This window comes from Bradyrhizobium sp. CCBAU 11430 (assembly GCF_028128855.1).
Lineage (GTDB): Bacteria > Pseudomonadota > Alphaproteobacteria > Rhizobiales > Xanthobacteraceae > Bradyrhizobium > Bradyrhizobium ottawaense.
The window spans coordinates 325614-343376 of sequence record NZ_LBJV01000071.1 but is presented as its reverse complement, the minus strand read 5'-3'; the positions used below and the strand labels follow the sequence as shown (position 1 = coordinate 343376).

Genomic DNA, 17763 nt, shown 5'->3' with positions numbered 1-17763 from the left:
ATGATTGTTGGGATCGTCGAAGCCGTGGATGGCCGGGACATAGGCTGGCGGAAGCGACGCCGTCCTTCAGACGGCTATGCCCGGCCATGACGGCGAGAGCGTTTACGCCGCGTCGACGAGCACGAGCTCGGTGTCCTCGAGCGCGGTGATCTTCAGCCGGTCCTCGTCGCGGATCGCGGCGCCGTCGCGGGCGTTGACGCGCACGCCGTTGATCTCGACAGCACCCGCTGCGGGCACCAGGTAGAGATGCCGCGCCTTCTGCGGCGCGTACTCCGCGCTCTCGCCGGCCCTCAGCGTAGTTGCGAGCACCCGCGCATCGGCGCGGATCGGCAGCGCGTCTGCATCGTCATCGAAGCCGCTCGCGATGGTGACGAGCTTGCCGGAACGATCCGCTTTCGGAAACGGCTTCGAGCCCCAGGTCGGCTGTCCGCCGCGCGTCGTCGGCTCGATCCAGATCTGGAAGATCCGCGTCTGGGTCGGCTCCAGATTGTACTCGGAGTGGCGGATGCCGCTGCCCGCGCTCATCACCTGCACGTCGCCCGCTTCAGTGCGGCCTTCGTTGCCGAGGCTGTCCTGGTGCGTGATCGCGCCCTCGCGCACATAGGTGATGATCTCCATGTTGGCGTGGGGATGAGCGGGAAAGCCGGTGTTGGGCGCGATCTCGTCGTCGTTCCACACCCGCAATGCGCCGTGACCCATGTTGTTCGGGTCGTAATGGCCAGCGAAGGAGAAGTGATGCTTGGCCTTGAGCCAGCCGTGATCGGCGCCGCCGAGCTTATTGAAAGGTCTGAGTTCGATCATTTGCGTAATTCCTGTGTGGGTGGTTGGCGCCTCGATCAGGCGCCGAACCCGCCGTCGACGTTGAGCACCGTGCCGGTGACGAAGGAGGCGTCCGGGCTTGCGAGGAAGACGATGCCGGCGGCGACTTCCTCCGGACGGCCGAAGCGTTGCAATGCGTGCTGCTTGCGCTGGGTCTCGGCGAACTCGCCGCCATCCTTCGGGTTCATGTCGGTGTCGATCGAGCCGGGCTGCACCACGTTCACGGTGATGCCGCGCGGACCGAGGTCGCGTGCCGCGCCCTTGGTGTAACCAACCACGGCGGCTTTGGTGGCGACGTAGTCGGCAAGCCCAGGGAACGAGGCGCGGTCGGCGAGCATGGAGCCGACGGTGACGATGCGGCCGCCTTCACCCATCAGCTGCGAGGCGGCGCGGATCGCCGCGATCACGCCGTGCACGTTGACTTGATCCTGGCGGGCGAGGGCATCCGTGTCGGCATTGGCCTCGTCGATGGCACCGCCAGTGGCAACGCCGGCATTGTTGACGAGGATGTCGAGATGGCCGAATTCCTTGGCGACGTCGTTGACGAGCTGCGTGACGTCCTTGGCGGAAGCCTGGTCCGCCCTGAAAGCGCGGGCCCTGACGCCCTTGGCCTTCAACTCGGTGACGACGGCTTCCGCCTTGTCCGGCGAGGCCACGTAGCTGATGGCGACATCCGCGCCTTGGTCTGCGAGAGCGCGGGCAGAGGCCGCGCCGATGCCGCGCGAACCGCCGGTGACGAGGGCGACCTTGCCTGAGAGCTTCTTGGTCATTGGATTTCTCCATTGCGTAGGTTTGCGATTGACCCTTGGATAAGCCTCCGCTTGTGGTATAGAAATAGAAACTGTTGAAACGCATTGTTTCCATAGATGCCCCGATTGGATGGCCCTGATGGCAAAACTCCCTGATTTCGAGGCGCTCGCGATCTTTGCGAAAGTTGTGGAGTTACGGTCGTTTGCGGGGGCCGCGAGCGAGCTCGTCATGTCCAAGGCCACGGTGTCCAAGGCGGTGACACGGCTGGAGGAGCGGCTCGGCGCCCGGCTGTTCAACCGCACCTCACGCCGGCTTGCGCTGACCGATGCCGGGCACAAGCTCGCCGAGCGTGCGACGCGGCTGCTGACCGACGGCGAAGCGGCGGAGAACGAGGCGCTGGCGCAATCGGTGGCGCCGCGAGGTCTGGTGCGGCTCGCCGTGCCCATGACGTTCGGCATCAAGGCGGTGGCGCCGCTGCTGCCTGAGTTCTTCGAGGCCTATCCGGAAGTCTCGGTCGATCTGCATTTGAGCGATGCGACCGTCGACCTGATCGGCGAGGGTTTTGACATGGCGGTGCGGATCGCGCGGCTGCCGGACTCCTCGCTGATCGCGCGGCGGCTCTTCACCATGCCGCGTTTCACCGTGGCCGCGCCGTCCTATCTGAAGAAGCACGGCCGGCCGACGCATCCGATGCACCTGGCCGAGCACAAATGCTTCAGCTACGCCTATATGTCGACGCCCAACATCTGGCACTACACCAATTCCGCCGGCGAGCAGGCCAGCGTGCGCCCGGGTGGACAGCTCCGCGTCAACAACGGCGAAGCCGTGATGCCGGCGCTGATCGCGGGTCTCGGCATCGCCGAGCTGCCCGAGTTCATCGTTGGCGAAGCGATCTCATCGGGCGCCGTCGAAGTGATCCTGAAGGATTGGAAGCAGGCCGAAGGCGCCGTGCACCTGGTGACGCCGCCCGGCGGCCCGCGTCCCGCCCGCGTCGAAGCCCTCGGCGATTTCCTCGCGGCCAAGTTGCCGGGCACCTGCAAGCGGCGGACGCGTGGGAAGGTCAAGGCGTCGTAGGAAAGCGAGCGGCATCAATGACGGTGTTCGCCTACGCCACCTTCACGCCGTCGATCGCGACGATACGCAGGCTTGGCTTCAGCGTTTCTTCCAGCTGCGACTTCAATACGTGAACGCGAGGGTCTCTCGAACGCTTCGCACAAACCGCATATTGATGGACCGATTGCGCCAATGCGCGGCGCGCTTCCGGCGTACGCGTCACTTCGGGCCTTGCAAGCCGCAGAACGATCGCGGCGAGATTCACCAGCATCTCGTCCAGGGCGACATCGATGGTTCCAATGTTTGGCATCACGAACTCCCTCAAGAGGGCAACAGCGGCTCCAGGCATGCGTTCCGGGCTCGGCCGAACATGGCTAACGCTTCGTAAAAATCTTGTTCTTGCCGATCGCGGCGCTAGGCTGGGTGCGAAACAAGAAAATTCGGGAGAGGGACCTGCCATGGATCGACGCGACGTCCTGCGCGCCGCTGCTGCACTGCCGTTGCTGCGCGCTGCGTTACCCGGACCGGCCTCTGCGCAAACCTACCCCGCCCGCAACATCACCATGATCGTGCCGTTTCCCGCGGGCGGACAGGCCGATCTCGCCGCGCGGCCGGTGGCGATGGCGCTGGAGCGGATCCTCGGCAAGGCCGTCATCGTCGACAACCGTGCCGGAGGCGGCGGCGGCTCGGTCGGCAATGCCGCGGCGGCACGCGCCGAGCCCGATGGCTACACGCTGCTGATGACGCTGTCCTCGCTCGCGGTGCTCCCCGAGGCCGACCGGCTGTTCGACCGTCCCGCCGCCTACGAGGTCTCGCAGTTCATGCCGATCGCGCGCGTGCTCGCCGATCCCACGCTGCTGGCGGTGCCGGCCTCCGCGCCATGGAAAACGGCGCAGGATTTCGTCGAGGACGCGAAGAAGCGGCCGGGTCAGATCACCTACGGCTCGTCAGGCCCTTACGGGACGCTGCATGTGGCGATGGAGATGTTCGCCAACAGTGCCGGCATCAAGCTGCTGCACGTGCCGTTCCGTGGCGCGGGTCCCGCGCTCACCGCAATCCTCGGTGGGACCGTGCAGGCGATCGCCGCCGCGCCGGGGACGCTGAAGCCGCAGGTCGACGACGGCAAGCTCCGCGTGCTCGGCAATTGCGGCGCCCAGCGCATCGCGAGCTTTCCCGATGTGCCGACCTTCCAGGAGCTCGGCTACAAGGACGTCGAGATGTATATCTGGGCCGGGCTGTTCGCACAGAGCTCTCTTCCCGCGCCGATCGCGACCCGCCTGCGCGAGGCGATGGCACAGGTGATGGCGAGTCCCGAGGTGCTCAAGGCCTTCGAAACCTCGGGCAGCCTCGTCGCCTATCAGGATGCGCCGGCCTTCGCCGAATTCGTCGCGACCGACAGCAAGCGGCTGATCGCGGCGGTGAAGAAGATCGGCAAGGTGGAGTAGGGCTTCGCTTCAAGTTGTCTGTTTAAGCATGATCTTTCGGAAAACCGCTGCGCACTTTCCGGATCATGCTTTAGAATTCGCTGCGGACAACGCCCCGAAGGGTATGCCGGTCATATCCCGGCGCGAACGCGCCCTCGTAGGATGCCTTGAACGATGTCGCGGCCGTGAGGTCCCATCGGATCTCGGCACCGGTGAGCGCCACCGTGCGCGCGCGCTCGACGCCGGTGATCGCGAACGGAATGCCGGGCGCGCCTTCGAGCGCAGCGGTAATGGTTGCTGCGTTGCCGGAAAACTCATGGCGTACGGCAAGGGTCGCGCCGAACTGCGCCGCGTGACCGTTCGGCATCATCATGCGGTGATGGGTGCGCAAGCCGGCCGTGCCGTAGCCGACGTCGAAGCTGCCGGCGCGCACCAGCTGATTGACGCCGGGCGCGCCGGTCTCGGAGAAGCTGCCCTGGCGCGTTGAATACCAGTCGGCCTTGGCGAACGGCTCGGCCGCAAAACCCCATCCGGTCTCGAAGGGACGTGCGATGCCGAACGACGCGGCAAAGGTATTCGCCCGCGAGGAAGCCGTTGCAGTCTGTCCCAGGAACGAGATCGTGCGGGAGGATTCCAGCGCCGCGAAGGAATAGCTGATGGCGGATGCGAGATTGAATCCTCCCGCTTCACCGCGTGCGTAGAAGCCGGCATGACCGGCATTGGCGTCGATGCGGTCGGCCCGGCCCGCCATGCGCAACTGACCGGTCGATGCGCCGATCGCAAGGCCGGCCGTGAAGCCCGGCAGGTTCCAGAGATCGGCGCCGAGGGCCGCGCCGCCAACGGCCGTGCTGGTCCCGAAAGCAATGTTGCTCGCCGCCACCTTGTCCCAATTTTCGTAGCCGCCGAACCAGACGCTCTGCACCGGTGCAGCGCGGCGACCCCGCAGCGCCTTGCCGATCGGGTCCGCCGGCGCCTCGGCGTAAGCTGTGGCTGACATCCGCACGCTCTCGCCGCGCGACTGCGTGCCGGCGTTCCACATGAAGCTCTGGAACATGTCGGCCTGGTCCGCGGTGAAGCGGCGACCGTCGGCGTGAATCTGCCCGGCGAGATCGTCGAGGCCGGCCTTGATGCCTGATGTATTGAGCGCGGCGAGCGTATTGATCGCGGTGCCGAGCGGACCGGATGCGCCGCCGGACTGCGCCTGATCCAGCGCGCCGGCCACCGCCGTCTGGTTCGGGGTCAGGCCCGACAGCGTTCCGAAGCCGCCGATCTGTTGCAGAAGGAAGTAGACATTGTTGGCATCGTAGCTGAGTTGCCCCGAGACCAGCGGGCTGCCCGAGGTCGTGAGCGTCGCGAACGTGCCGGTGACGCCGCCGGTCGCGGTCAGGATCGTATATTGGGTGTTGGCGAGGAAGCCCGCGCCGAGCGGCACGATCTGCACCGTGCCGCCATTGAGCGTCGCCGTCCCGGTCGCCGCGATCTTGTCGGACTGGCCGCCGGGATTGATCTCGACCTGAAAGGTCGAGCCGGCGTTGAAGGTCACGTTGCCGCTGACGTTGAGGGTCCCGATCGAATTGCCTGAAACGACCATGCCGCCATTGTTGACGACGATGCCGCCGACCGTGCCGGTGCCGCCGAGATAGCCGCCGTTAACGGTGACGACCGATGGCAGCGTGCCGTTCACGATCAGGCCGCCCGCGTCCACCGTGGTGGCTCCGTTGAAGGCGGTGGTGCCGGTCAGCGTCCAGACCGAGGTGCCGGTCTTTGTCAGTTGCTCGAACTCGTCGAATTGAAGGCCGGCTCCGAGATTGCCGAGATCGAACGAGGCGATGCCGCTGCTGCCAAGGTTCAGCGTGTCGGTGCCGGTCCCGCCGCGAACATTTCCGGTGATCGTCGAGCCCGGGGCGAGGCCCAGCAGGTCATCGCCTCCGGACAGGTCGATCGCTCCGCTGCCGCCGCCGGAGATGGTTCCGGCATTGAGGACAGTGTCGGTGCCGGAAGAGCCCTGGATGGCGATGAAGAAGCCGCCCGAAATCGTGCCGCCATTGATGAGGGTATTGCCGCCGGCAATGAGCTGCACGCCGGTATGGCCGCCGCCGATCGATCCACCCTGATAGACAAGGACGACATTGTCGCTGGACGTGCCGCTGATCCGCAGTCCCGTCGTGTTTCCTCCGGTGCCGACGACCGTCCCGCGAATGTTGACGAGATTGCTGTTCGAATTGTCGATGACGATGGCCGCTTCGGCGTTGCCCGTACCTTCCGCGATCCCGCCAGCCGCGATCGTCACATTGTTGTGGCTTGATCCGTTGGAGAGCAGCACGGCTCCGCTGTAGGTCGAAGCTGTCGCCTGATCGTTGACGGTGACATGCGAAGCGATGGTGCCGTCGAACACGATCGCGGGAATCCCGGCGCCCGGCAGGAGCGACGTCAAGGTACCGTCGCCGACGTTGACCGTGACGTTGCTGCCGCCGGTGGCGTTGATGTGGTCGGTGTTGCCGAGGCCGGTGCAGGTCGCGACATCGCCCGAATTGAGCGCGCCAATCGTGCCGGTGCCGGCCACAGTGCAGGCCGCGAGCGCCGGGACGGCTGTAAGGACGGGCAGCGCGGCAAGCACCAGCGGCGCCAGCGCCGCAGTCACGAGCAGCCTGTTACGCAGGATGGCGGCCGTTGTGGTGTTTTGCGCACAGGCCGGTATTGCAGTCGGCATCGACGGATTCCCTCATTCCAGCGCAATTGCTAGCGGGGCCGTCGCCGCGGTTCTTGGCGTTATGCGAAATGCCCTATGGCCAAAGGCGCAAGCCCGCCGGTTTGCGCTGGCCCTGTTGCGGCGGTGCCACGGACCATGGCGCCGCATGTCGCCGGGGCAAGTGGACAACAGCGCAGGGGGATGACGTTGCGGGCAACCCGAATATTTGGGGTGAATTGGGTTCCGAAGTCATTTTCACATTTTGTTGTTGGTTCAGAACCGGGTCCTGCCTCATTGATTGATGAAAATCGACGGGAATCGAGAAGGATCGGGACATGCGAACAGAGCGGATTGCGCTGGGTGTGGCGCTCGCGGTCGGCGGCATCGTCGCGCAGGGCGCTGCATTCGCCCAGGAATATCGCGGCACCATGGAACAGCAGATGGCATGTACGCCGGACGTCTGGCGTCTGTGCAGCGACCAGATTCCGGACGTGAGCCGGATCACCGCCTGCCTGCAGCAGAACACGCCGCAGCTGTCGAGCGGCTGCCGCGCCGTGTTCCAGTCCAACAACCAGATGCCGCCGCAGCAGCAGGTCCCGCGCAATCGTGCTGCACCGCCGCCGCGCTATAACAATGCGCCGCCGCCACCTCCGCAGCGTCCCTATGACGATTACGACGATTAGGCTCTGAAGAGAGCAGGATCCGGAAAATTGCGCAGCGCTAGGCGCGACGATGCGGTCGTGCCGCCGGGTCAGCGCTCGGTCTTGCTGTCCGATTCAGGTTGTCCAAGCACCATCCGCAGGACGACACCGAAGAGAATGGCTGCGACCGGCCAATGGAACCAGATCTTGTTGCCAGTGAAAAGATTGATCAGAATCAGGAAGGCCGACACCGTGAGGGCCGCTGCCAGCGGGCGGGGCAGCTTTGCGAGCCAATCCGAGACGACATTCGTCGCCGAAGACAGCTCGCGCCTGTTGTCCATTCGCGGAGCACGCGCTCGCTCTGAGGGCGCTGCGCTTGCCTCGATCGGGACGCTTCCCGGCACCGCCGTTTGGCTACCCAGGGTCAGCCGATAGCTGGTCAGGGGCGCGATGTTCTTCAGGGGACGCTGGCCGAGACAGTCGAAGCCAACCGACAATTTGTTGTGCACCTGGTCGTAGACGGAGCTCGAGATCACGACGCCGCCGGGCTCAGCGAGCTCTTGCAGCCGCGATGCGATATTGACCCCGTCGCCATAGATGTCGGAGCCGTCCACCATGACGTCGCCGAGGTTGATGCCGATGCGAAACTGCATCGGGCTCGCCTGCGGCGCGTCCGCGGCCTGACTGGAGATTTCCTGCTGAATCTCGACCGCGCATTGCACGGCCTCGACGACGCTGGCGAACTCGGCGATCACGGCATCGCCCCAGGTATTCACGATGCGGCCGTCATGGCGCTCGACCAATCGCGCGATGGCGGTGCGGTAGCGGCGGAGCGTCTCCAGCGTTCCGGTCTCGTCTGCTTCCATGAGACGAGAATAGCCGTACACGTCAGCGCACAGCACGGTGGTCAGTCGTCGTTTCACCTTGTCGTCGGTCATCGGCGCCATGCTAGCCTCCCTGATCGGCAAATGCATCAGGGATCGTATCCGGTGCCGCCTTACGGCCTGACCTCGCAGACATCGACCCATTCGGCGGCGGTCAGCTCGGCCATCCGGTCGGGCGTGATGCGCACCGCGCTGTGGGTCGAGCCGGCGGCCGGGACCACGACGTCGAAAGCCTTCAGGGAGACGTCGCAATAGATCGGCAGCGGCGACTTCAGCCCGAACGGGCAGACGCCGCCGACCTCATGGCCGGTGATGTCGGCGACCTCCTCCAGCCCCAGCATCTTCGGCTTGCCGCCGAACTGCGCCTTGACCTTCTTGTTGTCCATGCGCGAGGTGCCGGCGGCGACGATCAGGATCACGCGTTCGCCGACGCGCAAGCTCAGCGTCTTGGCAATCATTCCGGGCTCGACCCCGTAGGCTTCGGCCGCCAGCGGCACCGTGGCCGAGCTGATCGGCGATTCCATCACTGTGATGTCGGGCGCTTTCTCGGCGAAAAAGGCGCGAACGGATTCCAAGCTCATTCCGGGCAGCTCATTTCAGACTTTGCGGGCGGCGATGCCTAAGCAATCATTGGCAGCTCGGAGAGCGCGCGGACGCGGTGGTCCGGCGCAAAGCCAAGCTCGTCCATCTGGGTGCGGATCGCCTTGAACATGGTGAGCGGTGCCATGAGTTCGTTCTCGACGCAAGCCAGCGCCATGGCTTCCGGTGTCACCCGCTCGATCCAGGCGACGTTCAGGCCGAACGACTTTGCTCCCGCCACGTCCCATGGATTGGAGGACACGAACAGAGTCTCGCTCGGTGCGGTGCCGAGCACTTCCCCGATCAGCAAGTAGGCCTCCGGGCTCGGCTTGAAGATCTTCTTGGCATCGACGCTGATGGTGGCATCGAGCAGACGATCGAGGCCGGAATTGCGCACCAGTGCATTCAGCATGTCCGGGCTGCCGTTGGAGAGGATAGCGAGCTTTCGCGGCTTGAGCGCTGCAAGCGCGCTTGTCGCGTCCGGATAGAGGTCGAGATGCAGATATTTCTCGATGACGCGCTCGAACGCCTCGCTCTCATAGGCCAGCCCGAGCACGCGCAGCGTATAGGCCAGCGAGTCGCGGGTGACCGCGGTGAAATCCTGGTAGCGCTGCATCAGCGAGCGCAACCAGGTGTATTCGAGCTGCTTGATGCGCCAGACCTGCGTGATGATCTCGCCATAGCCGGGAAACGCATCCTCGGTGACCTCAGCCACCGACTGGATGTCGTAGAGCGTTCCGTAGGCGTCGAAGACGACGGCTTTGATGGTCATCGGCTGTCCTTCCGGGATCGTTGTGGGCACAAGAACTCCGCTTGGGGGAGTACGCGTTGTCGTCAGCTTACCAAGGCACAGCGGAAGTTTGCCAAACTGCAGGCACGGCATCGAAGTGTGATCAGCATCACAGAGCCAATGCTTGCCTTTCATCAGGCTCGACGTAGGCTGCGCACACTTTGATCGGGGCCTACGATGGGCGCTCTTCGCTGGTTTTCATTATTCTTTTTCATCTGGCTGACCTGCGGTTCGGCGCAGGCCGAGCGTCGTGTGGCGCTGGTGATCGGTAACTCGGCTTATGAAAAGGTCGCCCGGCTCGGCAATCCCTCCAGCGACGCTGCGCTCGTGGCGGAAACCTTGAAGGCTGCCGGCTTCGATCTTGTCGACCTGCGTCATGACCTGAAAGTAGCCGATATGAGGCGGGCGCTGCGGGACTTTATCGAACAGTCCCGCGATGCCGAGGTTGCGGTCGTTTACTATGCAGGTCACGGCATCGAGGTTGATGGGGTCAATTATCTCGTCCCGATCGATGCTGTCCTCGAACGTGACACTGACATTTATGACGAGGCAATGTCGCTGGATCGGGTGTTGGTCGCTATCGAGCCTGCGAAAAAGCTGCGGCTGGTGGTTCTTGACGCATGCCGTGACAGCCCGTTCTCGAAGGTGATGAAGCGGACCCTCGCTTCCAGGGCGATTGGGCGCGGCCTCGCAAAGGTAGAACCGTCAGGCCCCAACACCCTGATTGCCTTCGCATCGAAGGCAGGTTCAACAGCGCTGGATGGTGACGGCAAGAATAGTCCGTTCACGGCGGCGATGGTTCACCACGTCACCAAGCCGGGCCTGGATCTGCGAAAGGCTTTTGGTTACGTCCGCGACGAAGTTTTGAAGTCTACCGCCAACCGGCAAGAGCCATACCTCTACGGCTCACTTGGAGGCGATGATCTATCGCTTGTCCCGGCAGTGGCGGCGCCGTCACCAACAGGACCGCAGGCGGATCCGCAGACGGCAATCCGAAGGGACTACGAACTGGCGCTGCAACTCGGCACCCGCGATGGCTGGGAAGCCTTTCTGTCTCAATATCCGGATGGTTTCTATGCCAACCTTGCGAGAGCGCACGCGAAAAAAATCGCTGCAGAAGAGGCGCGGGCAGCTGCCGCTGAAAAGGCGAGGCTAGCGGAGCAGGAGAGGGTTCGACTTGCCGCAGAAGGTGCAAGACAGTTCGAGATAGAAAAAGCAGCTGCGGCTGCCAAGGCTGCTGAAGAGGCCCGCATCGCTGCCGAGAAGGTCAAGCAGGTCGAGCAGGACAAGGCTGCTGCGGCTGAAAGAGCTCGTCTGACAGCCCAGGAGAACGCGGCGCGGGAACTCGCAACTCGAGAAAATGCCTCGCGAGAAAAGAACCAGCAAGTCGCTGCTCTACCGCCTCCCGTCGAGACGGAGCAGATCAGTGCCGACACAGCTCGCGCGCTGCAAGCCGAGCTACGTCGCGTGGGATGCAATGTGGGCGTTGTCGACGGCGTTTGGGGTGAGCCCTCGCAGAAAGCCCTCGACCTCTTCAACAAGCACGCTGGCATGAAACTGAATGTGAGCGTCGCCACGACCGACGCGCTGGACGCCGTCAGAAACAAGGGCGGGCGAATCTGTCCGCTGACTTGCGAGAACGGCTACCGCGCAGAGGGGGACCGCTGCACGAAAATCACCTGCCGCAAGGGCTACGTCCTGAACGACGAGAATGAGTGCGAGAAGAAGGGAGCGTTGCCTGAAGCAAAGAAAAAGCCAGAGCTGCAGCACCGCGAAGCAAGACCCTCTTCGTCCTCCGCCGTCACGCGCGCTGATGCGGCTCTATCTAACGGCACCTACCAGAAATGCATGGGCCCCATCACGGGATGCTATGCAAGGGCCATTCAGCAGATGGACCCGCAGAGAGCCAAGATCTGGTGCAGTCGGCAGCCGACGTGCTGAATCACCAAGGCGGAGAAAAATGAAATTTGCTTGTGTTTGGGCTGTTGTCGGCGCAGTCGCGTTTTGAACTCGCATCGGCTCAAATGGATGGAGTCGTTCAACGGTCGAGGCGCAAGGCGCATGCTCTCAATGATCGATTTGCTTTCTTTCTCAGTCAAATTCTTGGGTAAAGTCTGACTTGACACTGAAACGAGGGGCCGGGTGATGTCGAGGATTCTTGCAGTTCTTTTTGTTGTAATGTTTCCGCTGGTGTTTGCGGTCGAAGCGAGGGCTCAGGTGCACAGTCCAGCAGCCAAGATGAGCTCTGACAACGGACAATGCCCCACCGGCAGTTGCGCCATGGACGGTTCGGCTTTTGCAAAACACCGCAAATATTGTTCGCCAGCCAACTGTCTGAACAACCGTTTTAAGAGGAAGCAGACGCAGAGGTAGAGGTTGCATGGCGTTCGATGCAACCATTCAAGCTAGCCAGTCGGCTGACGTCCTCGCCGCGTCCAGGTCGCGCGCTCGGCGAAGACCTGGCTGACCTCCGCCATGTGCTCGGTGCCCCACGTGCAGAGCGGCACGAGAGCCTGGGCCAGGCTGTGACCCAAGGGAGTGAGGCTGTAGTCGACCCGCGGGGGCACTTCCCTGTAGTCGGTCCGCTTCACGAGACCGTCAGCCTCCAGCTCCTTCAACTGCTGGATCAGTACCTTGTCGCTGACGTCGCGGATGGCGCGGCGGAGCTCGCCGTAGCGGGTCGGGCCGTCCTGGGCGACGAAGTACAGGATCAGCGGCTTCCACTTGCCGGCGACGACCCGCAAGGTTGCATCTAAGCCGCAGGTGAAGCCGGGCAGAGTCGGCGTGCAGCTCTGGACCGGTGTTGGAGACTGCGCAGGCGGGAAAGTCGTGTCTGACATTTTTTTGGGTACTTACCAAAAGGTGCATACTTGTCGATAGGTGGGTATGCCGCCAGCTCAGTGCAACCTCAGTGAAGGAGCACATCATGAGCAGACTACAAGGCAAGACGGCAGTGGTGACCGGCGGCGGCACCGGCATCGGATTTGGAGCGGCGAAACGGTTCATCGACGAAGGCGCGTTCGTCTACATCTTCGGGCGGCGGCAGGAGCAACTCGACGCCGCCGTGGCGAAGCTCGGATCCTCGGCGCGCGCCGTCAGGGGCTCGGTGACGGATCTGGCCGACCTCGACCGGCTCTATGAGACGGTGAAGAAAGAACGCGGCGGGCTCGACATTCTGTTCGCCAATGCCGGCACCGGACTATTCGCCCCGCTCGGCGAGATCACGGTCGAGCATTACGATCACATCTTCGACGTCAATGTGAAGGGACTGGTTTTCACGGTGCAGAAGGCCCTGCCCCTGATGACGAAGGGATCGTCGATCATCCTGACCGGTTCGAGCACGGGCGTGATGGGGACGCCGCAGTTCAGCATCTACAGCGCGACCAAGGCCGCGGTTCGCAATCTGGCGCGGAGTTGGGCGCAGGATCTGCGCGGCACCGGCATCCGCGTCAATGTGCTGTCGCCGGGGCCGACCAAGACGGAGCTGGCACTGGAGATCGTCGGAGAGGAAGCCTTCGACGCGCTTGGAAGCACGACGCCGCTCGGCCGCGTGGCAGCCCCGTCGGAGACGGGCGCGGTCGCCGCGTTCCTGGCTTCGTCGGACAGCAGCTTCATGACCGGCAGCGAAGTGTTCGTCGACGGAGGCCTCGCTCAGATCTGAGGTTTTTCGCATGAGGGCTTCGGTCACCCGAAGCCCTCATGCGCGGCGCTGATGAGAAGCGCTTCAGATCCCCAGCAGTTTTCGCGCGTTGGCCTTGAGCACCTTCGGCCGGATCTCGTCGCGGATCTCGATCTTGGCGAAGTCCGACAGCCAGCGGTCGGGCGTGATCACCGGCCAGTCCGAGCCGAACAGCATCTTGTCCTGCAGAATCGAGTTGATGTAGCGCACCAGGATCGGCGGGAAGTACTTCGGCGACCAGCCGGACAGGTCGATATAGACGTTCGGCTTGTGGGTCGCGACCGACAGCGCCTCTTCCTGCCAGGGGAAGGAGGGGTGGGCGAGGATGATCTTGAGGTCGGGGAAATCAGCCGCGACGTCGTCCATGTACATCGGGTTGGAATATTTCAGCCGCATCCCCATGCCGCCGGGCATGCCCGAGCCGACGCCGGTCTGGCCGGTGTGGAACAGCGCGACCGCGCCGCCATTGTTGATCTCTTCGTAGAGCGGATAGGCCATGCGGTCGTTGGCGTAGAAGCCCTGCATGGTCGGGTGGAATTTGAAGCCGCGCACCCCGTATTCCTCGATCAGCTTGCGCGCCTCGCGCGCGCCGAGCTTGCCCTTGTGCGGGTCGATCGAGACGAAGGGGATGAGGACGTCGAGATGGTCGGAAGCGGCCTCGATCATCTCGTAATTGTTGTAGCGGCGGAAGCCGGTCTCGCGCTCGGCATCAACCGGGAAGATCACCGCGGCGATGTTCTTGGAGCGGTAATAGGCCGCGGTCTCCGGCACCGTCGGCGGATGCTTGTTCGGCGACTTGAAGTATTCCGCCATCTGCGCCTGGAAATCGTCATAGCCGTCGTCGGGGTGGCAGCCGCAGGGCTCCTCGGCGTGGGTGTGGATGTCGATGGCGACGACATCGTCGATGTTGGGCAGCTTCAGCTTCGGCATGGGTTTCCTCCCGACGGGTTGCCGAATTGATTATATCATATAACGAATTTGGCAAGGCGTCGTCGACAAGGCGTCGTCGAAAGGTCTGATTCCCCAGCGCTGAATCGGGCCGATTCGGCCGCTTCGACTGTGCATGGGGTTGTTTTCGCGAATTTGCCGGTTCGGAACCGGGCAGTTAACATTGACATCACCTCCCGCCATGCCTTAAGAACCGCCCCGTCCCGGGCGGTCGTCCGCCGGCGGGAAAAATCTCATTTTGCCACATTCGCGCGTGCCGAAACGGTAGTGCCGAACACGGCCTTTCGAACGTTCAGGATTCCGCCATGAAGGTCCGTAACTCGCTGAAATCGCTGCGCGGTCGCCATCGCGCCAACCGCCTGGTCCGCCGCAAGGGCCGGGTCTATGTGATCAACAAGGTGCAGCGCCGCTTCAAGGCTCGTCAGGGCTGATATTGCCCTGCCGGACGCCCGCGCGCGCCCCGCAAGACCACGGTCTCACACGAGTTTGACGCCGCCTTTGCTTTGCAAGGGCGGCTTTGCGCGTTTAGACTTCGACCATGGCAGTGAGATTCCTCTTCGCGCGCACCTTGTGTCTGGCCCTTGTGCTGGGAACCTCCGGCCTTGCTCCGGCCCTGGCACAGCAGGTTGATCCACCCGGCAAGCAGAAGAAGCTCCCGGAAGCGCCGGCCAAGCTGCCCAAGGTCGATCGCAACAAGAATCTCGAATTCCTGTTCGGCGCGTTGAAGGCGGCGCCCGACGAGGCCAGCGCCAAGCATGTCGAGGCGCGGATCTGGGCAATCTGGCTACAGACCCCGAGCGACACCGCCGCGCTGTTGATGGCCCGCGCCAAGACCGCGGTCGACGCCAAGAAGATCGAGGTCGCGATCAAGCTGCTGGATTCGGTCATCAAGCTGAGGCCCGACTACATCGAGGCCTGGAACCGGCGCGCCACGCTCTACTACATGCAGAATGACTATGGCCGTTCGCTCGCGGATATCCAGCAGGTGCTGATCCGGGAGCCGCGCCATTTCGGCGCGCTCGCTGGCCTCGGCATGATCATGCAGGAGGTCGGCGACGAGAAGCGCGCGCTCGAGGCCTATCGCAAGGCGCTGGCCGTCAATCCGCACCTCGAAAAGATTCCCGACCAGGTCAAGGCGCTGACCGAGAAGGTCGAAGGCCGCGATATCTAGAGCTCGATCCGGAATAGTTCGGGAGGACCGTGCTCGCGCAATAGCGGATAGTTTGATCATCTTCCGAGCGATGGCGCCTTACGTGGATTAACCACGATTGGAAGCGCGGCATCGTGAGGACTATTGCCGGCGCCGCCAGGGGCCTACCTGCATGGCAGGAGCAAAAGCCATGAAGCGTTTGATCTTTGCGGGTAGCTTGCTGCTCGCGTCGGGGACGGTGAGCTTCGCCGACGGACTTTTCTGGGTGGTCGGCAACCGCGCCACCGGAAAATGCAACATCGTGACCAGCAATCCGGTCATCATCGGCGATATCTGGTTCGGCGACGGTCCCTACAAGTCGAGGGCCGATGCCAAGCTTGCCCGTTCGACGATCCGCGCCTGTCCCGCACTTACCCCGGACGAGGAAAAGGACGAGGACGGAGCGAACTAGTCTGCGTGCCAAGCATGATCCGGACCCGAAGAGCCGCGTTCGCGAAAAGTGTGCAGCGGTTTTCCGACGAGATCATGCTCGATAGAGAGCCTAAAGTGCGGTCCACCGCACTTTAGTGCAGAGCGTTGCCGCCGCGCTCGACCAGGCCGCGATCGGCGGCTGCGGCGTAAGCCTTTGCAAGCTCCGATTCCAGGTGCTCGTTGATCAGCAGCAGCGCCCGCAGGGCACCGCGCAGATCGCCGTTGCAGCTCGCCACGATCTCGTCGATCGCAGTGTCGTTCGATCTGAAGCTCATCGAAAATCCTCCGGTTCAAATCAGGACAAATCCTGCCGGTCTTTCCCGCATCCCCTGAGGTTGCCCTGGGGCCTGCGAGGAGGATCGGCGCCCACCCGCGCCTAGATGGCGGAACCGACCATGGCGATTATAAGGAAGCCGCGATGACGGCTGCATGAAGCTGTTCCGAGGCTTGCGCGGCCTCCTGGAATGTTGTTGATTCCATTGAGTTTTCACGTTCTTCAATTATGCACATATCCACAGCCCCGGCAGTTTCGGCGCAAATCCGGAAAGCCGGCGGAGCGAAACTGCCACCCGTAACGCCCGTAACTGCCCTGTGCCCAGGATCACCCGGATTCTCTCCATGATCGTGATGTCAGTCGTGACGGCGCTGGTTCTGCTGGCGCTGGTCACGCAGGCTGGAATCGTCGCCGTGCAGCGCGCCTTTCCGCCGCAGGGCGGGATGGTCGAGGTCGACGGCGCGACGCTTCACGTCGTCGATATCGGTCCGCGCGATGCAGGCCTGCCGATCGTGATGCTGCACGGCGCCAGCTCCAATCTCGAAGCGATGCGGCGCCCGCTCGGGGACCTGCTCGCCAAAGATCATCGCGTCATCCTGGTCGACCGTCCCGGCCATGGCTGGAGCACGCGCGCGCGGCGCCAGGATTCCACGCCGCAGATCCAGGCCCGGATGATCGACGAGGCGCTTGGCAAGCTCGGGATCGATCGCGCGATCTTCGTCGTGCATTCCTGGAGCGGCGCGCTCGGCGCGCGGATTGCGCTCGATCATCCCGGCCGCGTCGCCGGCCTGGTCATGCTCGCCCCCGTCACCCATCCCTGGCGCGGCGGTGTCGGCCGTTACAATGAGTTCATCGCAACGCCGGTGATCGGTCCGCTGCTCGCCTACACGATCACCCTGCCGCTCGGCTATTTCGTCGCTGAGGCCGGCGCGCGCAACGTGTTCCTGCCGCAGATGATGCCGGATGGATTCGTGCAGGACTCCGCGACGCCGCTGCTGCTGCGCCCGCGCGAGTTCATCGCCAATGCCTATGATCTGGTGACGCTGAAGGAGGCGGTGACTGCGCAAGCCGCGCGCTATGGCGAGATATCGGCGCCAGTCACGATCATTGCCGGCGAGCCCGACAAGACGGTGAAGACCAACATTCACGCGCGCCCGTTCGCAGCCATGGTGCCGAATGCGAAGCTGATCGTGCTGCCCGATCTCGGCCACATGGTGCAGAACGCCGTGCCGGAGCTCGTGAAGACGGAAATCGAAACGATGATCGGGAAAATCGCCCCGGCGCAGGCGGCCGCCGATTAGGGCGTCTTCGAGCGAAGTGGCTGCTCCCGTAGAGCTCTCGTAGGGTGGGCAAGGCGCACTTGCGCCGTGCCCACGATCTGCGTGTGACTGGGGAGGATTCGTGGGCACGTCGCGCAAGAGCGCGCCTTTGCCCACCCTACGGGACCGTGCCTGTGTCGGCCCCTGTCAATCCGCTCCGCTAAAAATATTCCACTTTACCGAAATTCGGTTTCGGCGTATGTGTCGTCCATCCCGGCTCGACCTTGAGGGGCGATCGCGCGTCGTCACGTTTCGCGAGCCGGGTTGCGGTGGACGCGGCAGCGTCGGCACGA

The 17763-nt window shown here is 63.6% G+C and carries 19 protein-coding genes; 9 read left to right on the top strand and 10 right to left on the bottom strand.

Translation table 11 applies throughout. The features are described from left to right. Nucleotides 1–102 precede the first annotated feature (102 nt). The gene (locus tag XI04_RS32905) at nucleotides 103–801 is read right to left on the bottom strand and encodes a pirin family protein (protein ID WP_271609993.1); all 699 of its coding nucleotides are present in this window, start codon (nucleotides 799–801) and stop codon (nucleotides 103–105) included. Between the two features lie 35 nt (nucleotides 802–836). After that, nucleotides 837–1589 (bottom strand): SDR family NAD(P)-dependent oxidoreductase, encoded by a 753-nt coding sequence (locus tag XI04_RS32900; protein ID WP_038947526.1) that lies wholly within the window; start codon nucleotides 1587–1589, stop codon nucleotides 837–839. Nucleotides 1590–1707: 118 nt separating this feature from the next. On the opposite strand from XI04_RS32900, the gene XI04_RS32895 reads away from it, so the two are divergent. Continuing rightward, entirely contained in the window at nucleotides 1708–2643 is a 936-nt protein-coding gene (locus XI04_RS32895) for a LysR family transcriptional regulator (protein WP_028140070.1), read from the top strand. A 31-nt stretch (nucleotides 2644–2674) separates the two neighbouring features. On the opposite strand, the gene XI04_RS32890 is transcribed toward XI04_RS32895, so the two are convergent. Beyond that, a complete protein-coding gene (locus tag XI04_RS32890) occupies nucleotides 2675–2932 on the bottom strand; it encodes a hypothetical protein (protein ID WP_028140071.1) in 258 nt (85 codons plus the stop codon). Between the two features lie 148 nt (nucleotides 2933–3080). Between XI04_RS32890 and XI04_RS32885 the strand changes: the two genes are divergently transcribed. Beyond that, nucleotides 3081–4067, top strand: a complete 987-nt coding sequence (locus tag XI04_RS32885; RefSeq protein WP_028140072.1) for a tripartite tricarboxylate transporter substrate binding protein — start codon at nucleotides 3081–3083, stop codon at nucleotides 4065–4067. 70 nt (nucleotides 4068–4137) lie between these two features. Here XI04_RS32885 and XI04_RS32880 read toward each other — a convergent pair whose 3' ends face one another. Further along, nucleotides 4138–6756 (bottom strand): autotransporter outer membrane beta-barrel domain-containing protein, encoded by a 2619-nt coding sequence (locus XI04_RS32880; RefSeq protein ID WP_271609994.1) that lies wholly within the window; start codon nucleotides 6754–6756, stop codon nucleotides 4138–4140. A 314-nt stretch (nucleotides 6757–7070) separates the two neighbouring features. On the opposite strand from XI04_RS32880, the gene XI04_RS32875 reads away from it, so the two are divergent. Beyond that, on the top strand, nucleotides 7071–7418 hold the full coding sequence (locus XI04_RS32875) for a hypothetical protein (protein WP_028140073.1): 348 nt from the start codon (nucleotides 7071–7073) through the stop codon (nucleotides 7416–7418). A 68-nt stretch (nucleotides 7419–7486) separates the two neighbouring features. On the opposite strand, the gene XI04_RS32870 is transcribed toward XI04_RS32875, so the two are convergent. From XI04_RS32870 to XI04_RS32860, 3 genes are read right to left on the bottom strand one after another with little or no spacing between them, the layout of a single operon-like run. Beyond that, nucleotides 7487–8314: an adenylate/guanylate cyclase domain-containing protein gene (locus tag XI04_RS32870; RefSeq protein ID WP_152103768.1), complete on the bottom strand. Its 828-nt coding sequence runs from the start codon at nucleotides 8312–8314 to the stop codon at nucleotides 7487–7489. Nucleotides 8315–8373: 59 nt separating this feature from the next. Continuing rightward, the gene (locus tag XI04_RS32865) at nucleotides 8374–8841 is read right to left on the bottom strand and encodes a YbaK/EbsC family protein (protein ID WP_028140075.1); all 468 of its coding nucleotides are present in this window, start codon (nucleotides 8839–8841) and stop codon (nucleotides 8374–8376) included. 38 nt (nucleotides 8842–8879) lie between these two features. Beyond that, on the bottom strand, nucleotides 8880–9611 hold the full coding sequence (locus XI04_RS32860) for a haloacid dehalogenase type II (protein WP_028140076.1): 732 nt from the start codon (nucleotides 9609–9611) through the stop codon (nucleotides 8880–8882). A 195-nt stretch (nucleotides 9612–9806) separates the two neighbouring features. On the opposite strand from XI04_RS32860, the gene XI04_RS32855 reads away from it, so the two are divergent. Next, nucleotides 9807–11570, top strand: coding sequence for a caspase family protein (locus XI04_RS32855; protein WP_095424779.1), 1764 nt, complete (start codon nucleotides 9807–9809; stop codon nucleotides 11568–11570). A gap of 464 nt (nucleotides 11571–12034) precedes the next feature. On the opposite strand, the gene XI04_RS32850 is transcribed toward XI04_RS32855, so the two are convergent. Beyond that, the gene (locus XI04_RS32850; protein ID WP_028140077.1) at nucleotides 12035–12406 is read right to left on the bottom strand and encodes a winged helix-turn-helix transcriptional regulator; all 372 of its coding nucleotides are present in this window, start codon (nucleotides 12404–12406) and stop codon (nucleotides 12035–12037) included. Between the two features lie 149 nt (nucleotides 12407–12555). On the opposite strand from XI04_RS32850, the gene XI04_RS32845 reads away from it, so the two are divergent. Next, entirely contained in the window at nucleotides 12556–13290 is a 735-nt protein-coding gene (locus XI04_RS32845; protein ID WP_028140078.1) for an SDR family NAD(P)-dependent oxidoreductase, read from the top strand. Nucleotides 13291–13353: 63 nt separating this feature from the next. On the opposite strand, the gene XI04_RS32840 is transcribed toward XI04_RS32845, so the two are convergent. Further along, complete coding sequence (locus XI04_RS32840) at nucleotides 13354–14238, bottom strand: 4-hydroxyphenyl-beta-ketoacyl-CoA hydrolase (protein ID WP_018321552.1); 885 nt, start codon at nucleotides 14236–14238, stop codon at nucleotides 13354–13356. A gap of 323 nt (nucleotides 14239–14561) precedes the next feature. Between XI04_RS32840 and ykgO the strand changes: the two genes are divergently transcribed. The 3 genes from ykgO to XI04_RS32825 all read left to right on the top strand — a co-directional run bounded on the left by ykgO (nucleotide 14562) and on the right by XI04_RS32825 (nucleotide 15857). Further along, on the top strand, nucleotides 14562–14687 hold the full coding sequence (gene ykgO / locus XI04_RS32835; RefSeq protein ID WP_006611362.1) for a type B 50S ribosomal protein L36: 126 nt from the start codon (nucleotides 14562–14564) through the stop codon (nucleotides 14685–14687). A gap of 107 nt (nucleotides 14688–14794) precedes the next feature. Further along, nucleotides 14795–15427 carry a tetratricopeptide repeat protein gene (locus XI04_RS32830; RefSeq protein ID WP_038947517.1) on the top strand — a complete coding sequence of 211 codons (633 nt, stop codon included), beginning with the start codon at nucleotides 14795–14797 and terminating at the stop codon, nucleotides 15425–15427. Between the two features lie 169 nt (nucleotides 15428–15596). Then, nucleotides 15597–15857, top strand: coding sequence for a hypothetical protein (locus tag XI04_RS32825; RefSeq protein WP_028140081.1), 261 nt, complete (start codon nucleotides 15597–15599; stop codon nucleotides 15855–15857). Between the two features lie 112 nt (nucleotides 15858–15969). Here the strand turns inward: XI04_RS32825 and XI04_RS32820 are convergent, their stop codons facing one another. Next, nucleotides 15970–16152: a hypothetical protein gene (locus XI04_RS32820; protein WP_152103589.1), complete on the bottom strand. Its 183-nt coding sequence runs from the start codon at nucleotides 16150–16152 to the stop codon at nucleotides 15970–15972. A gap of 343 nt (nucleotides 16153–16495) precedes the next feature. Between XI04_RS32820 and XI04_RS32815 the strand changes: the two genes are divergently transcribed. Further along, nucleotides 16496–17452 carry an alpha/beta fold hydrolase gene (locus XI04_RS32815; RefSeq protein ID WP_038947515.1) on the top strand — a complete coding sequence of 319 codons (957 nt, stop codon included), beginning with the start codon at nucleotides 16496–16498 and terminating at the stop codon, nucleotides 17450–17452. Nucleotides 17453–17763 lie beyond the last annotated feature (311 nt).

Excerpts from the sequence above, each read along its gene's own strand:
- XI04_RS32905 (WP_271609993.1), bottom strand. The coding sequence starts at position 801 with ATGATCGAACTCAGACCTTTCAATAAGCTCGGCGGCGCCGATCACGGC.
- XI04_RS32900 (WP_038947526.1), bottom strand. The coding sequence starts at position 1,589 with ATGACCAAGAAGCTCTCAGGCAAGGTCGCCCTCGTCACCGGCGGTTCG.
- XI04_RS32895 (WP_028140070.1), top strand. The coding sequence starts at position 1,708 with ATGGCAAAACTCCCTGATTTCGAGGCGCTCGCGATCTTTGCGAAAGTT.
- XI04_RS32890 (WP_028140071.1), bottom strand. The coding sequence starts at position 2,932 with ATGCCAAACATTGGAACCATCGATGTCGCCCTGGACGAGATGCTGGTG.
- XI04_RS32885 (WP_028140072.1), top strand. The coding sequence starts at position 3,081 with ATGGATCGACGCGACGTCCTGCGCGCCGCTGCTGCACTGCCGTTGCTG.
- XI04_RS32880 (WP_271609994.1), bottom strand. The coding sequence starts at position 6,756 with ATGCCGACTGCAATACCGGCCTGTGCGCAAAACACCACAACGGCCGCC.
- XI04_RS32875 (WP_028140073.1), top strand. The coding sequence starts at position 7,071 with ATGCGAACAGAGCGGATTGCGCTGGGTGTGGCGCTCGCGGTCGGCGGC.
- XI04_RS32870 (WP_152103768.1), bottom strand. The coding sequence starts at position 8,314 with ATGACCGACGACAAGGTGAAACGACGACTGACCACCGTGCTGTGCGCT.
- XI04_RS32865 (WP_028140075.1), bottom strand. The coding sequence starts at position 8,841 with ATGAGCTTGGAATCCGTTCGCGCCTTTTTCGCCGAGAAAGCGCCCGAC.
- XI04_RS32860 (WP_028140076.1), bottom strand. The coding sequence starts at position 9,611 with ATGACCATCAAAGCCGTCGTCTTCGACGCCTACGGAACGCTCTACGAC.
- XI04_RS32855 (WP_095424779.1), top strand. The coding sequence starts at position 9,807 with ATGGGCGCTCTTCGCTGGTTTTCATTATTCTTTTTCATCTGGCTGACC.
- XI04_RS32845 (WP_028140078.1), top strand. The coding sequence starts at position 12,556 with ATGAGCAGACTACAAGGCAAGACGGCAGTGGTGACCGGCGGCGGCACC.
- XI04_RS32840 (WP_018321552.1), bottom strand. The coding sequence starts at position 14,238 with ATGCCGAAGCTGAAGCTGCCCAACATCGACGATGTCGTCGCCATCGAC.
- ykgO (WP_006611362.1), top strand. The coding sequence starts at position 14,562 with ATGAAGGTCCGTAACTCGCTGAAATCGCTGCGCGGTCGCCATCGCGCC.
- XI04_RS32830 (WP_038947517.1), top strand. The coding sequence starts at position 14,795 with ATGGCAGTGAGATTCCTCTTCGCGCGCACCTTGTGTCTGGCCCTTGTG.
- XI04_RS32825 (WP_028140081.1), top strand. The coding sequence starts at position 15,597 with ATGAAGCGTTTGATCTTTGCGGGTAGCTTGCTGCTCGCGTCGGGGACG.
- XI04_RS32820 (WP_152103589.1), bottom strand. The coding sequence starts at position 16,152 with ATGAGCTTCAGATCGAACGACACTGCGATCGACGAGATCGTGGCGAGC.
- XI04_RS32815 (WP_038947515.1), top strand. The coding sequence starts at position 16,496 with ATGATCGTGATGTCAGTCGTGACGGCGCTGGTTCTGCTGGCGCTGGTC.